15 protein-coding genes are annotated in these 12,771 nt (G+C 52.3%); 11 read left to right on the top strand and 4 right to left on the bottom strand.

Annotated elements, in window-relative coordinates; translation table 11 throughout:
• Positions 1 to 119: 119 nt before the first annotated feature.
• Together AB4H76_RS06675 and suhB are read right to left on the bottom strand one after the other, a co-directional pair.
• Positions 120 to 974 (bottom strand): alpha/beta hydrolase, encoded by an 855-nt coding sequence (locus AB4H76_RS06675; RefSeq protein ID WP_001299515.1) that lies wholly within the window; start codon positions 972 to 974, stop codon positions 120 to 122.
• 144 nt (positions 975 to 1,118) lie between these two features.
• On the bottom strand, positions 1,119 to 1,922 hold the full coding sequence (gene suhB, locus AB4H76_RS06680) for an inositol-1-monophosphatase (RefSeq protein WP_000553451.1): 804 nt from the start codon (positions 1,920 to 1,922) through the stop codon (positions 1,119 to 1,121).
• A gap of 118 nt (positions 1,923 to 2,040) precedes the next feature.
• On the opposite strand from suhB, the gene trmJ reads away from it, so the two are divergent.
• The 11 genes from trmJ (at position 2,041) to sseB (ending at position 10,906) form a co-directional block, all read left to right on the top strand.
• Entirely contained in the window at positions 2,041 to 2,781 is a 741-nt protein-coding gene (gene trmJ / locus AB4H76_RS06685) for a tRNA (cytosine(32)/uridine(32)-2'-O)-methyltransferase TrmJ (RefSeq protein WP_000940019.1), read from the top strand.
• 269 nt (positions 2,782 to 3,050) lie between these two features.
• Positions 3,051 to 3,539, top strand: coding sequence for a Fe-S cluster assembly transcriptional regulator IscR (gene iscR, locus AB4H76_RS06690; protein ID WP_001241357.1), 489 nt, complete (start codon positions 3,051 to 3,053; stop codon positions 3,537 to 3,539).
• A 111-nt stretch (positions 3,540 to 3,650) separates the two neighbouring features.
• On the top strand, positions 3,651 to 4,865 hold the full coding sequence (gene iscS / locus AB4H76_RS06695; RefSeq protein ID WP_001295373.1) for a cysteine desulfurase: 1,215 nt from the start codon (positions 3,651 to 3,653) through the stop codon (positions 4,863 to 4,865).
• Positions 4,866 to 4,892: 27 nt separating this feature from the next.
• On the top strand, positions 4,893 to 5,279 hold the full coding sequence (iscU, locus tag AB4H76_RS06700) for a Fe-S cluster assembly scaffold IscU (protein ID WP_000331707.1): 387 nt from the start codon (positions 4,893 to 4,895) through the stop codon (positions 5,277 to 5,279).
• Between the two features lie 16 nt (positions 5,280 to 5,295).
• Positions 5,296 to 5,619, top strand: coding sequence for an iron-sulfur cluster assembly protein IscA (gene iscA, locus AB4H76_RS06705; protein WP_000028953.1), 324 nt, complete (start codon positions 5,296 to 5,298; stop codon positions 5,617 to 5,619).
• A 95-nt stretch (positions 5,620 to 5,714) separates the two neighbouring features.
• Positions 5,715 to 6,230 (top strand): co-chaperone HscB, encoded by a 516-nt coding sequence (hscB, locus tag AB4H76_RS06710; protein WP_000384413.1) that lies wholly within the window; start codon positions 5,715 to 5,717, stop codon positions 6,228 to 6,230.
• A 16-nt stretch (positions 6,231 to 6,246) separates the two neighbouring features.
• Positions 6,247 to 8,097: a Fe-S protein assembly chaperone HscA gene (gene hscA, locus AB4H76_RS06715; RefSeq protein WP_001196613.1), complete on the top strand. Its 1,851-nt coding sequence runs from the start codon at positions 6,247 to 6,249 to the stop codon at positions 8,095 to 8,097.
• Position 8,098: 1 nt separating this feature from the next.
• Positions 8,099 to 8,434: an ISC system 2Fe-2S type ferredoxin gene (gene fdx, locus AB4H76_RS06720; RefSeq protein WP_001124474.1), complete on the top strand. Its 336-nt coding sequence runs from the start codon at positions 8,099 to 8,101 to the stop codon at positions 8,432 to 8,434.
• Between the two features lie 11 nt (positions 8,435 to 8,445).
• Entirely contained in the window at positions 8,446 to 8,646 is a 201-nt protein-coding gene (gene iscX / locus AB4H76_RS06725) for a Fe-S cluster assembly protein IscX (RefSeq protein ID WP_000523616.1), read from the top strand.
• Positions 8,647 to 8,704: 58 nt separating this feature from the next.
• Positions 8,705 to 9,988 (top strand): aminopeptidase PepB, encoded by a 1,284-nt coding sequence (gene pepB, locus AB4H76_RS06730; protein WP_077492689.1) that lies wholly within the window; start codon positions 8,705 to 8,707, stop codon positions 9,986 to 9,988.
• Between the two features lie 141 nt (positions 9,989 to 10,129).
• A complete protein-coding gene (gene sseB, locus AB4H76_RS06735; RefSeq protein ID WP_001295479.1) occupies positions 10,130 to 10,906 on the top strand; it encodes an enhanced serine sensitivity protein SseB in 777 nt (258 codons plus the stop codon).
• 30 nt (positions 10,907 to 10,936) lie between these two features.
• Here the strand turns inward: sseB and timP are convergent, their stop codons facing one another.
• On the bottom strand, positions 10,937 to 11,062 hold the full coding sequence (timP, locus tag AB4H76_RS06740) for a small toxic inner membrane protein TimP (RefSeq protein ID WP_001380605.1): 126 nt from the start codon (positions 11,060 to 11,062) through the stop codon (positions 10,937 to 10,939).
• 661 nt (positions 11,063 to 11,723) lie between these two features.
• Complete coding sequence (sseA, locus tag AB4H76_RS06745) at positions 11,724 to 12,569, bottom strand: 3-mercaptopyruvate sulfurtransferase (RefSeq protein ID WP_000108637.1); 846 nt, start codon at positions 12,567 to 12,569, stop codon at positions 11,724 to 11,726.
• Positions 12,570 to 12,771 lie beyond the last annotated feature (202 nt).

Raw genomic sequence — 12,771 nt, forward strand, 5'->3', positions numbered from 1 at the left:
TAATCATCAGAAATGTTGGCAAGCGTCACAGAATTTTTCTCATCTTAAACTGTTCTGACCAGTGGATTAGCATGTCTTAAGGTGGTTTTGTGAATGATTATCGTGCTAGCGATCATGGGTTAGTTCTGCGGATTCAACGCGCTAAGGATAAAGTCCACCATCTGTTCGCGATAAACATCGCCGTGACGATCGGAAAAAGCATCAATGTGTTCGCCATCCGGGATTAGGATCAACCGTTTTGGCTCTTTTGCCAGGCTATACAACTTTTCGCTGTGCTGCCATGGGATAACGTGATCGGCTTTACCGTGAATGAGTAAAAGCGGGATCGGGCTGACGCTGGCGATGTAATTTTCGCCGCTGTAACTCTCATCAAGTAAGTAGCCACTGCCGGGGATCATCTGGTTGGCGATGGTTGCATAAGAGGCAAATGTGGAGTCGAGGATCACCGCACGTATGCCTTCACGATCACCCTGACCAATAACAGCAAGAATATTCGCCCCGCCAATACTCTGCCCGAACAGCACCAGCCGTTGTGGGTTTACATCACTGCGATGGCGCACCACATTGATGGCGCTTTGCGTATCGTCCAGCAATCCGGCCTGGGACGGCGTGCCTTTTGATTTACCAAACCCGCGATAATCAAACATAAAAACGTTGAAATTACGCTCGGGTAACCAACTGACCAGCGGCCAGTGGGCGGACATATTTCCGGCATTGCCGTGAGCATGAATGATGGTTGCGATGGCGTTGTCAGCAGGGCCCGTCGAAGAAGGGATAAACCAGCCTTGCAGACGAGTACCGTCCTTAGCCGTAAATTCGACGGATTCCGCCGACCAGGGATCGGGACCGTAAATTTTATCGTCGGGATAATAGAAGAAGTTGATGGCAACGCGCGGCACTAAATAAACGCAGAAGGCAACAACAAAGAGAATAAACAGAATTTTGGGAACGCGTTTGTTCACTGGCAGTGCCATAACCTTTCCTTGCGACTTCTTTATCATCCATTAATCGGGGAAAGATGGTGGGAGAGTGACGAAAGAAAGTAAAGCGGTGAGGAAGTATTTCGGAATAGCGCCTGAAAGGCGGGGGCGGGTGATTGATATCACCCGCCTGAGTCATTAACGCTTCAGAGCGTCGCTTAACTCGTCACGCATGTTCGCCAGCATGGCTTTAACAACGCGCGGGTTACCAGCAACGATGTTACCGGTCAGCATGTAGTTATGACCACCGGTGAAGTCGCTGACGATGCCGCCCGCTTCACGAACCAGCAGCTCGCCTGCGGCGAAGTCCCACGGGCGCAGACCGATTTCAAAGAAACCGTCAACGCGACCCGCAGCGACGTAAGCCAGATCCAGCGCCGCAGAACCGGTACGACGGAAGTCTGCACATTCGTTGAACAGTTTGCCGACGATGTTGATGTAGGTAGTGGCGTACTGTTTTGCTTTGAACGGGAAGCCGGTCGCCAGAATAGTACCGTCGAGATCGCGAGCGGTGCTGCCGCGCAGACGGTAGCCGTTCAGCTGTGCGCCCTGACCGCGAGTGGCGGTGAACAGTTCGTTACGCATAGGATCGTATACCACAGCAACTTCGGTGCGGCCTTTGATACGAACGGCGATAGATACCGCGAAGTGCGGCAGACGTTTGATAAAGTTGGTAGTGCCATCCAGTGGATCAATAACCCATTGAACATCCTGATCAGTACCTTCAAGTTCACCGCTTTCTTCGGTGATGATGGTGTGCTGTGGGTAAGATTTACGAATCGTGTCGATAATCACCGCTTCGGCAGCTTTATCTACGTTGGTCACGAAATCGTTACTGCCTTTCTGGCTCGCTTCTACAGCGTCCGGGGTTTCATAGTTTTTGGCAATTAAATTACCCGCCTTGCGCGCTGCGCGCACGGCGATGTTCAGCATCGGATGCATCGGTCTCTCTCACTGGATGTTAAAGAACGGGAAAACGGCGCAGAGTATAGCAGCGAGATCGGCATCTGTCTTCGTTTTATGATAAGATGCGCGAATAATCTTTAGACGAAGAAAGACAATGCTGCAAAATATTCGAATTGTGCTGGTGGAGACGTCACACACCGGCAATATGGGTTCTGTTGCCCGTGCCATGAAAACAATGGGATTAACCAATCTGTGGCTGGTTAATCCACTGGTGAAACCTGACTCCCAGGCGATTGCCCTGGCGGCGGGGGCCAGCGATGTGATTGGTAATGCTCACATCGTCGATACGCTCGACGAAGCGTTAGCCGGTTGTAGCCTGGTGGTGGGCACCAGCGCACGTTCCCGCACGCTGCCGTGGCCGATGCTCGACCCGCGCGAATGCGGTTTGAAAAGCGTTGCTGAAGCGGCAAATACCCCGGTGGCGCTGGTTTTTGGTCGCGAACGTGTCGGCCTGACCAATGAAGAGTTGCAGAAATGCCATTATCATGTCGCGATTGCGGCTAACCCGGAATACAGCTCGCTGAACCTGGCGATGGCGGTTCAGGTTATTGCCTATGAAGTGCGCATGGCCTGGCTGGCAACTCAGGAAAATGGCGAGCAGGTCGAGCATGAAGAGACGCCGTATCCGCTGGTCGATGATCTGGAGCGTTTTTATGGTCATCTGGAACAAACGCTACTGGCAACCGGTTTTATCCGTGAAAACCATCCGGGGCAGGTGATGAATAAATTGCGCCGTCTGTTTACCCGTGCGCGCCCGGAAAGCCAGGAATTGAATATCCTGCGCGGGATTCTGGCTTCTATTGAGCAGCAGAATAAAGGTAACAAGGCCGAATAACAGTGGTTGCCTGATGCGACGCTTAACGCGTCTTATCAGGCCTACAATGTACAGAACCGTAGGTCGGATAAGGTGTTCACACCGCATCCGACAACAGGTACAAACGCCACGATAAAAAAATGGCACTGAAGGTTAAATACCCGACTAAATCAGTCAAGTAAATAGTTGACCAATTTACTCGGGAATGTCAGACTTGACCCTGCTATGCAATACCCCCACTTTTACAATAAAAAACCCCGGGCAGGGGCGAGTTTGAGGTGAAGTAAGACATGAGACTGACATCTAAAGGGCGCTATGCCGTGACCGCAATGCTTGACGTTGCGCTCAACTCTGAAGCGGGCCCGGTACCGTTGGCTGATATTTCCGAACGTCAGGGAATTTCCCTTTCTTATCTGGAACAACTGTTTTCCCGTCTGCGTAAAAATGGTCTGGTTTCCAGCGTACGTGGACCAGGCGGTGGTTATCTGTTAGGCAAAGATGCCAGCAGCATCGCCGTTGGCGAAGTAATTAGCGCCGTTGACGAATCTGTAGATGCCACCCGTTGTCAGGGTAAAGGCGGCTGCCAGGGCGGCGATAAATGCCTGACCCACGCGCTGTGGCGTGATTTGAGCGACCGTCTCACCGGTTTTCTCAACAACATTACTTTAGGCGAACTGGTTAATAACCAGGAAGTGCTGGATGTGTCTGGTCGTCAGCATACTCACGACGCGCCACGCACCCGCACACAAGACGCGATCGACGTTAAGTTACGCGCTTAATAAAAAGAATTCAGAATCAGGCCGGAGTGCTAAATACTCCGTAAACACGGTCGTACATCCAGCCGGTAGCCTGATTCCTTGCATTGAGTGATGTACGGAGTTTATAGAGCAATGAAATTACCGATTTATCTCGACTACTCCGCAACCACGCCGGTGGACCCGCGTGTTGCCGAGAAAATGATGCAGTTTATGACGATGGACGGAACCTTTGGTAACCCGGCCTCCCGTTCTCACCGTTTCGGCTGGCAGGCTGAAGAAGCGGTAGATATCGCCCGTAATCAGATTGCCGATCTGGTCGGCGCTGATCCGCGTGAAATCGTCTTTACCTCTGGTGCAACCGAATCTGACAACCTGGCGATCAAAGGTGCAGCCAACTTTTATCAGAAAAAAGGCAAGCACATCATCACCAGCAAAACCGAACACAAAGCGGTACTGGATACCTGCCGTCAGCTGGAGCGCGAAGGTTTTGAAGTCACCTACCTGGCACCGCAGCGTAACGGCATTATCGACCTGAAAGAACTTGAAGCAGCGATGCGTGACGACACCATCCTCGTGTCCATCATGCACGTAAATAACGAAATCGGCGTGGTGCAGGATATCGCGGCTATCGGCGAAATGTGCCGTGCTCGTGGCATTATCTATCACGTTGATGCAACCCAGAGCGTGGGTAAACTGCCTATCGACCTGAGCCAGTTGAAAGTTGACCTGATGTCTTTCTCCGGTCACAAAATCTATGGCCCGAAAGGTATTGGTGCGCTGTATGTGCGTCGTAAACCGCGCGTACGCATCGAAGCGCAAATGCACGGCGGCGGTCACGAACGCGGTATGCGTTCCGGCACTCTGCCTGTTCACCAGATCGTCGGAATGGGCGAAGCCTATCGCATCGCAAAAGAAGAGATGGCGACCGAGATGGAACGTCTGCGCGGACTGCGTAACCGTCTGTGGAACGGCATCAAAGATATCGAAGAAGTTTACCTGAACGGTGACCTGGAACACGGTGCGCCGAACATTCTCAACGTCAGCTTCAACTACGTTGAAGGTGAGTCGCTGATTATGGCGCTGAAAGACCTCGCGGTTTCTTCCGGTTCCGCCTGTACGTCAGCAAGCCTCGAACCGTCCTACGTGCTGCGCGCGCTGGGGCTGAACGACGAGCTGGCACATAGCTCTATCCGTTTCTCTTTAGGTCGTTTTACTACTGAAGAAGAGATCGACTACACCATCGAGTTAGTTCGTAAATCCATCGGTCGTCTGCGTGACCTTTCTCCGCTGTGGGAAATGTACAAGCAGGGCGTGGATCTGAACAGCATCGAATGGGCTCATCATTAATCGGTATCGGAATCAGGAGAATTTATAATGGCTTACAGCGAAAAAGTTATCGACCATTACGAGAATCCGCGTAACGTGGGTTCCTTTGACAACAACGACGAGAACGTCGGCAGCGGCATGGTGGGTGCACCGGCCTGTGGCGACGTGATGAAGTTGCAGATTAAAGTCAACGATGAAGGTATCATTGAAGACGCGCGTTTTAAAACTTACGGCTGCGGTTCCGCTATCGCTTCCAGCTCCCTGGTCACCGAATGGGTGAAAGGGAAGTCTCTCGACGAAGCGCAGGCGATCAAAAACACCGATATTGCTGAAGAACTTGAACTGCCGCCGGTGAAAATTCACTGTTCTATTCTGGCAGAAGACGCGATCAAAGCCGCCATTGCGGACTATAAAAGCAAACGTGAAGCAAAATAAGAGTTGAGGTTTGGTTATGTCGATTACACTGAGCGACAGTGCAGCAGCGCGAGTAAATACCTTTCTGGCTAACCGCGGTAAAGGGTTTGGCCTGCGTCTGGGCGTGAGAACCTCCGGGTGTTCAGGTATGGCTTATGTACTGGAATTTGTTGACGAACCGACGCCGGAAGACATCGTGTTTGAAGACAAAGGCGTGAAAGTCGTGGTCGATGGCAAGAGCCTGCAATTTCTGGACGGTACGCAGCTGGACTTCGTAAAAGAAGGCCTGAACGAAGGGTTTAAATTCACCAACCCGAACGTCAAAGATGAGTGTGGTTGCGGCGAAAGCTTCCACGTTTGATGCGCATACCGATAACCCCACCGTGGTCGCCTGCGCGTGGGGTTTGTTTTACCTGATTCGCCGTTATCGCGGCGGATCGCAGCCCTGAGAATGTTATGGATTACTTCACCCTCTTTGGCTTGCCTGCCCGCTATCAACTCGATACCCAGGCGCTGAGCCTGCGTTTTCAGGATCTACAACGTCAGTATCATCCTGATAAATTCGCCAGCGGAAGCCAGGCGGAACAACTCGCCGCCGTACAGCAATCTGCAACCATTAACCAGGCCTGGCAAACGCTGCGTCATCCGTTAATGCGCGCGGAATATTTGCTTTCTTTGCACGGCTTTGATCTCGCCAGCGAGCAGCATACTGTGCGCGACACCGCGTTCCTGATGGAACAGTTGGAGCTGCGCGAAGAGCTGGACGAGATCGAACAGGCGAAAGATGAAGCGCGGCTGGAAAGCTTTATCAAACGTGTGAAAAAGATGTTTGATACCCGCCATCAGTTGATGGTTGAACAGTTAGACAACGAGACGTGGGACGCGGCGGCGGATACCGTGCGTAAGCTGCGTTTTCTCGATAAACTGCGAAGCAGTGCCGAACAACTCGAAGAAAAACTGCTCGATTTTTAATTTCTGGAAGCTAAACATGGCCTTATTACAAATTAGTGAACCTGGTTTGAGTGCTGCGCCGCATCAGCGTCGTCTGGCGGCCGGTATTGACCTGGGCACAACCAACTCGCTGGTGGCGACAGTGCGCAGCGGTCAGGCCGAAACGTTAGCCGATCATGAAGGCCGTCACCTGCTGCCATCTGTTGTTCACTATCAACAGCAAGGGCATTCGGTGGGTTATGACGCGCGTACTAATGCAGCGCTCGATACCGCCAACACAATTAGTTCTGTTAAACGCCTGATGGGACGCTCGCTGGCTGATATCCAGCAACGCTATCCGCATCTGCCTTATCAATTCCAGGCCAGCGAAAACGGCCTGCCGATGATTGAAACGGCGGCGGGGCTGCTGAACCCGGTGCGCGTTTCTGCGGACATCCTCAAAGCACTGGCGGCGCGGGCAACTGAAGCCCTGGCAGGCGAGCTGGATGGTGTAGTTATCACCGTTCCGGCGTACTTTGACGATGCCCAGCGTCAGGGCACCAAAGACGCGGCGCGTCTGGCGGGCCTTCACGTCCTGCGCTTACTTAACGAACCGACCGCTGCGGCTATCGCCTACGGGCTGGATTCCGGTCAGGAAGGCGTGATCGCCGTTTATGACCTCGGTGGCGGGACGTTTGATATTTCCATTCTGCGCTTAAGTCGCGGCGTGTTTGAAGTGCTGGCAACCGGCGGTGATTCCGCGCTCGGCGGCGATGATTTCGACCATCTGCTGGCGGATTACATTCGCGAGCAGGCGGGCATTCCTGATCGTAGCGATAACCGCGTTCAGCGTGAACTGCTGGATGCCGCCATTGCAGCCAAAATCGCGCTGAGCGATGCGGACTCCGTGACCGTTAACGTTGCGGGCTGGCAGGGCGAAATCAGCCGTGAACAATTCAATGAACTGATCGCGCCACTGGTAAAACGAACCTTACTGGCTTGTCGTCGCGCGCTGAAAGACGCGGGTGTAGAAGCTGATGAAGTGCTGGAAGTGGTGATGGTGGGCGGTTCTACTCGCGTGCCGCTGGTGCGTGAACGGGTAGGCGAATTTTTCGGTCGTCCACCGCTGACTTCCATCGACCCGGATAAAGTCGTCGCTATTGGCGCGGCGATTCAGGCGGATATTCTGGTGGGTAACAAGCCAGACAGCGAAATGCTGTTGCTTGATGTGATCCCACTGTCGCTGGGCCTCGAAACGATGGGCGGCCTGGTGGAGAAAGTGATTCCGCGTAATACCACTATTCCGGTGGCCCGCGCTCAGGATTTCACCACCTTTAAAGATGGTCAGACGGCGATGTCTATCCATGTAATGCAGGGTGAGCGCGAACTGGTGCAGGACTGCCGCTCACTGGCGCGTTTTGCGCTGCGTGGTATTCCGGCGCTACCGGCTGGCGGTGCGCATATTCGCGTGACGTTCCAGGTCGATGCCGACGGTCTTTTGAGCGTGACGGCGATGGAGAAATCCACCGGCGTTGAGGCGTCTATTCAGGTCAAACCGTCTTACGGTCTGACCGATAGCGAAATCGCTTCGATGATCAAAGACTCAATGAGCTATGCCGAGCAGGACGTAAAAGCCCGAATGCTGGCAGAACAAAAAGTAGAAGCGGCGCGTGTGCTGGAAAGTCTGCACGGCGCGCTGGCTGCTGATGCCGCGCTGTTAAGCGCCGCAGAACGTCAGGTCATTGACGATGCTGCCGCTCACCTGAGTGAAGTGGCGCAGGGCGATGATGTTGACGCCATCGAACAAGCGATTAAAAACGTAGACAAACAAACCCAGGATTTCGCCGCTCGCCGCATGGACCAGTCGGTTCGTCGTGCGCTGAAAGGCCATTCCGTGGACGAGGTTTAATATGCCAAAGATTGTTATTTTGCCTCATCAGGAGCTCTGCCCTGATGGCGCTGTTCTGGAAGCTAATAGCGGTGAAACCATTCTCGACGCAGCTCTGCGTAACGGTATCGAGATTGAACACGCCTGTGAAAAATCCTGTGCTTGCACCACCTGCCACTGCATCGTTCGTGAAGGTTTTGACTCACTGCCGGAAAGCTCAGAGCAGGAAGACGACATGCTGGACAAAGCCTGGGGACTGGAGCCGGAAAGCCGTTTAAGCTGCCAGGCGCGCGTCACCGACGAAGATTTAGTGGTCGAAATCCCGCGTTACACTATCAACCATGCGCGTGAGCATTAACAGAGGTTAGTATGGGACTTAAGTGGACCGATAGCCGCGAAATTGGCGAAGCACTGTACGATGCGTATCCCGATCTTGATCCGAAAACGGTTCGATTCACCGATATGCATCAGTGGATTTGCGATCTGGAAGATTTCGACGACGACCCGCAGGCATCCAACGAGAAAATCCTCGAAGCGATTTTGTTAGTCTGGCTGGACGAAGCCGAGTGAATGAACGGGCTGCCTGGGGGTAGCCCGTTTTGCTGTTAAACGAATAAGGATAACTAAAATGACAGAAGCGATGAAGATTACCCTCTCTACCCAACCTGCCGACGCGCGCTGGGGAGAAAAAGCAACTTACAGCATTAATAATGACGGCATTACCCTGCATTTGAACGGGGCAGACGATCTGGGGCTGATCCAGCGTGCGGCGCGCAAGATTGACGGTCTGGGCATCAAGCATGTTCAGTTAAGCGGTGAAGGCTGGGATGCGGATCGCTGCTGGGCATTCTGGCAAGGTTACAAAGCCCCGAAAGGCACGCGTAAAGTGGTGTGGCCGGATCTGGACGATGCCCAGCGCCAGGAACTGGATAACCGCCTGATGATCATCGACTGGGTGCGTGACACCATCAACGCACCGGCAGAAGAATTGGGACCATCGCAACTGGCACAGCGTGCTGTTGATCTGATCAGCAACGTCGCGGGCGATCGTGTGACTTATCGGATCACCAAAGGCGAAGATCTGCGTGAGCAAGGTTATATGGGGCTGCACACAGTCGGACGCGGTTCAGAACGTTCTCCGGTATTGCTGGCGCTGGATTACAACCCAACTGGCGATAAAGAAGCGCCAGTGTACGCGTGCCTGGTAGGTAAAGGTATCACTTTTGACTCCGGCGGCTACAGCATCAAACAGACTGCGTTTATGGACTCGATGAAGTCGGACATGGGCGGCGCGGCAACGGTTACCGGGGCGCTGGCATTTGCCATTACGCGCGGACTGAACAAGCGCGTGAAGCTGTTCCTCTGCTGTGCGGATAACCTGATTAGCGGCAATGCGTTCAAGCTGGGCGATATCATCACCTATCGCAACGGTAAAAAAGTTGAAGTGATGAACACTGATGCCGAAGGGCGTCTGGTGCTTGCCGATGGTCTGATTGATGCCAGTGCGCAGAAACCGGAACTGATCATTGATGCGGCGACCCTCACCGGGGCGGCGAAAACTGCGCTGGGTAATGATTATCACGCGCTGTTCAGTTTTGACGATGCGCTTGCCGGTCGTTTGCTGGCGAGTGCCTCACAAGAGAACGAACCATTCTGGCGTCTGCCGCTGGCGGAATTCCACCGCAGCCAGCTGCCGTCTAACTTTGCCGAACTGAACAATACCGGAAGCGCGGCGTATCCGGCAGGCGCGAGCACGGCGGCGGGCTTCCTGTCGCACTTTGTTGAGAACTATCAGCAAGGCTGGCTGCATATCGACTGCTCGGCGACTTACCGTAAAGCGCCGGTTGAACAGTGGTCTGCGGGCGCTACGGGACTTGGTGTGCGCACGATTGCTAAGCTGTTAACGGCGTAAACTAATATGCCGGATGCGGCGTAAACGCCTTATCCGGCCTACAAATTCTGCAAATTCAACAAATTGCGAATCCCTTGTAGGCCTGATAAGCGTAGCGCATCAGGCATTTGCGCCCCGAACGTTGAATGAATTGTGGTTCTTATGTCCGAAACAAAAAACGAACTTGAAGACCTGCTGGAAAAAGCAGCAACTGAACCGGCGCACCGCCCGGCCTTTTTCCGTACTCTACTGGAATCCACCGTCTGGGTGCCTGGTACGGCGGCGCAGGGCGAGGCTGTGGTTGAAGATAGCGCGCTTGATTTACAGCACTGGGAAAAAGAAGACGGCACCAGCGTCATTCCTTTTTTCACCTCGTTAGAAGCACTTCAACAGGCGGTTGAAGACGAACAGGCATTTGTCGTAATGCCCGTTCGCACGCTGTTTGAGATGACACTTGGCGAAACGCTCTTCCTTAATGCCAAACTGCCAACCGGTAAAGAATTTATGCCGCGTGAAATCAGTTTGTTGATTGGTGAAGAGGGAAATCCGCTGAGCAGCCAGGAAATCCTGGAAGGCGGTGAATCGCTGATATTATCGGAAGTCGCAGAGCCGCCAGCACAAATGATTGATTCACTCACCACCTTATTTAAAACCATTAAGCCGGTGAAGCGTGCTTTTATTTGTTCAATTAAAGAGAACGAAGAGGCACAGCCTAATTTACTTATTGGCATTGAAGCCGATGGTGATATCGAAGAAATTATTCAGGCGACGGGAAGTGTAGCGACCGATACATTACCTGGCGATGAACCAATCGATATTTGTCAGGTGAAAAAAGGGGAAAAAGGAATTAGCCACTTTATTACCGAACATATTGCGCCATTCTATGAACGTCGCTGGGGTGGTTTTTTGCGTGACTTTAAACAGAATCGGATAATCTAAAATATGCCGCCCAAAGGGCGGCATTCGGGCTTACTTGCTGCTCTGAAGGTTGTTAACCACCAGTAAATTGTCGCCGGAGAGACTCCGGTTATTATTTACCTCGGTTAACAGCGCACCAGAAACAATAAGTACGATACAAAAGCACCGTATCTTCATTGTGCGGTCCATGCGAAGACCGCATCACGACAGCACCACTGGCGATATTGCCGCGATAGCAAGCGCTGTGAAACACCTGCATTTACGGCCACGGAACATCCTTTCCTAAAGCCAGCGCCCGTTTGCGAGACGGCGGAAAGGGCCGCAGTGGATAATACACTAACAGAACAATAATAACTCTCTTTTGCTTGACAAAAAGAGAGTTACTGGCGAGTATTGTCTCCGCTGAGACGCGCTTGCATTACTACGGTAATACAACCTGCTGGAAAGGCCGCGAACCGGACCAGCAACAAAAAACCGCCTGATTTTGGCGGTTTTTTGTTTTTTAAAGGAAAGTGAATTTACATGTTTAAGTAATATCTTTTACCGGTTAGAATTTTTAATTTTGAGCAGGATTTGTTTATATTTGTCTGAATTCGGACTAATAAGCCAGGTTATTTTATTACCGAACACGGCGGAAAGGGCCGGTGTCGATAATACGCTAAATAAACAATAATTACTCTCTTTTGCTTGACAAAAAGAGAGTTACTGGTGAGTATTGTTTTGCTGTGAAGCACCTGCGTTGCTCATGTAACACAAGTCAACCTGCTGGAAAGGCCGCGAACCAGACCAGCAATAAAAAACCGCCAAATTCGGCGGTTTTTTATTGCCTGTATAAAGCTTATTTCACTGGCTCAACCGGTAAATCTGCCCGTGCGCCCCATTCACTCCATGCGCCGTCGTACAGTTTCACGTTTGGCACATCCAGCGTCGCGAGTGCCAACAAAACCACGGCTGCCGTTACACCAGAGCCGCAGCTGACGATAATTGGTTTGTCGTAGCTGACGCCGCGACCAAAAAATATCGCATCCAGTTCATCGGTCGTTTTTAGTTCGCCTTCGCGCACCAGTTCCGTCCACGGAACGTTCAATGCACCGGGAATATGTCCGCGACGTAAACCTGGGCGAGGTTCATCAACTTCTGCGTTAAAACGTGCAGCCGGGCGGGCATCAATAACTTGCGCCGTATTTTCATGGCTTGCCAATAATACATCGGTTACTTTCACCACGGCTTCAGGATTAAATGCGGCGTTAAACTCTCCTTCCGGCAGCTCTACTGCACCTTCTTCTAACAGCAGATCATCACGCTGCCAGCCTGCAAGTCCACCCCCCAGAATCGACACTTTCTCTACACCAAAGGTGCGCAGCATCCACCATGCTCGTGGGGCTGAGAAAAGATTACCTTCGTCATAGACAATCAGGTGCTTATCCTGGTTAACGCCTAATTCACGCATCGCCACGGCGAACGTTTCCGGGCGCGGCAGCATGTGCGGAAGCGGGGAAGTGTGATCAGAAAGCGCTTCGATATCAAAAAACACTGCGCCGGGAATATGTCCATTCAGATACTCCTGAGCAACGTTACGATCCTCCTGTCCAGGCGACGCCATGCGGGCATCGATAATCTGAATTTCCGGGTCATCAATATGTTCGGCGAGCCAGTCGGCTCCTACAAACCATGTCGTGGACATAGGCATCTCCATTTTTGCCGGGGTTAGGCTAAATTGTCGGATGTTTAGTGAAAAGCGACAAGCAAAAGAGGCTGATTTGGCTGTCTGAGCCACAATTCTCACTAAAATTCGGATTGTATGGGCGTGATACTGAATTACATAACGTAAATTCTCACGCATAATAATTATTCGACGTTGCTAACGGGCCATTGTGGCAGGGATG

The sequence above is a fragment of the Escherichia sp. UTM R2 genome (assembly GCF_048593455.1).
Classification (GTDB): domain Bacteria; phylum Pseudomonadota; class Gammaproteobacteria; order Enterobacterales; family Enterobacteriaceae; genus Escherichia; species Escherichia coli.

What these genes read in the sequence shown, in the direction of transcription:
- sseB (WP_001295479.1), top strand. Translation starts at nt 10,130, where the DNA reads ATGTCCGAAACAAAAAACGAACTTGAAGACCTGCTGGAAAAAGCAGCA.
- sseA (WP_000108637.1), bottom strand. Translation starts at nt 12,569, where the DNA reads ATGTCCACGACATGGTTTGTAGGAGCCGACTGGCTCGCCGAACATATT.
- pepB (WP_077492689.1), top strand. Translation starts at nt 8,705, where the DNA reads ATGACAGAAGCGATGAAGATTACCCTCTCTACCCAACCTGCCGACGCG.
- iscS (WP_001295373.1), top strand. Translation starts at nt 3,651, where the DNA reads ATGAAATTACCGATTTATCTCGACTACTCCGCAACCACGCCGGTGGAC.
- AB4H76_RS06675 (WP_001299515.1), bottom strand. Translation starts at nt 974, where the DNA reads ATGGCACTGCCAGTGAACAAACGCGTTCCCAAAATTCTGTTTATTCTC.
- hscA (WP_001196613.1), top strand. Translation starts at nt 6,247, where the DNA reads ATGGCCTTATTACAAATTAGTGAACCTGGTTTGAGTGCTGCGCCGCAT.
- iscU (WP_000331707.1), top strand. Translation starts at nt 4,893, where the DNA reads ATGGCTTACAGCGAAAAAGTTATCGACCATTACGAGAATCCGCGTAAC.
- suhB (WP_000553451.1), bottom strand. Translation starts at nt 1,922, where the DNA reads ATGCATCCGATGCTGAACATCGCCGTGCGCGCAGCGCGCAAGGCGGGT.
- iscA (WP_000028953.1), top strand. Translation starts at nt 5,296, where the DNA reads ATGTCGATTACACTGAGCGACAGTGCAGCAGCGCGAGTAAATACCTTT.
- iscX (WP_000523616.1), top strand. Translation starts at nt 8,446, where the DNA reads ATGGGACTTAAGTGGACCGATAGCCGCGAAATTGGCGAAGCACTGTAC.
- fdx (WP_001124474.1), top strand. Translation starts at nt 8,099, where the DNA reads ATGCCAAAGATTGTTATTTTGCCTCATCAGGAGCTCTGCCCTGATGGC.
- timP (WP_001380605.1), bottom strand. Translation starts at nt 11,062, where the DNA reads ATGAAGATACGGTGCTTTTGTATCGTACTTATTGTTTCTGGTGCGCTG.
- iscR (WP_001241357.1), top strand. Translation starts at nt 3,051, where the DNA reads ATGAGACTGACATCTAAAGGGCGCTATGCCGTGACCGCAATGCTTGAC.
- hscB (WP_000384413.1), top strand. Translation starts at nt 5,715, where the DNA reads ATGGATTACTTCACCCTCTTTGGCTTGCCTGCCCGCTATCAACTCGAT.
- trmJ (WP_000940019.1), top strand. Translation starts at nt 2,041, where the DNA reads ATGCTGCAAAATATTCGAATTGTGCTGGTGGAGACGTCACACACCGGC.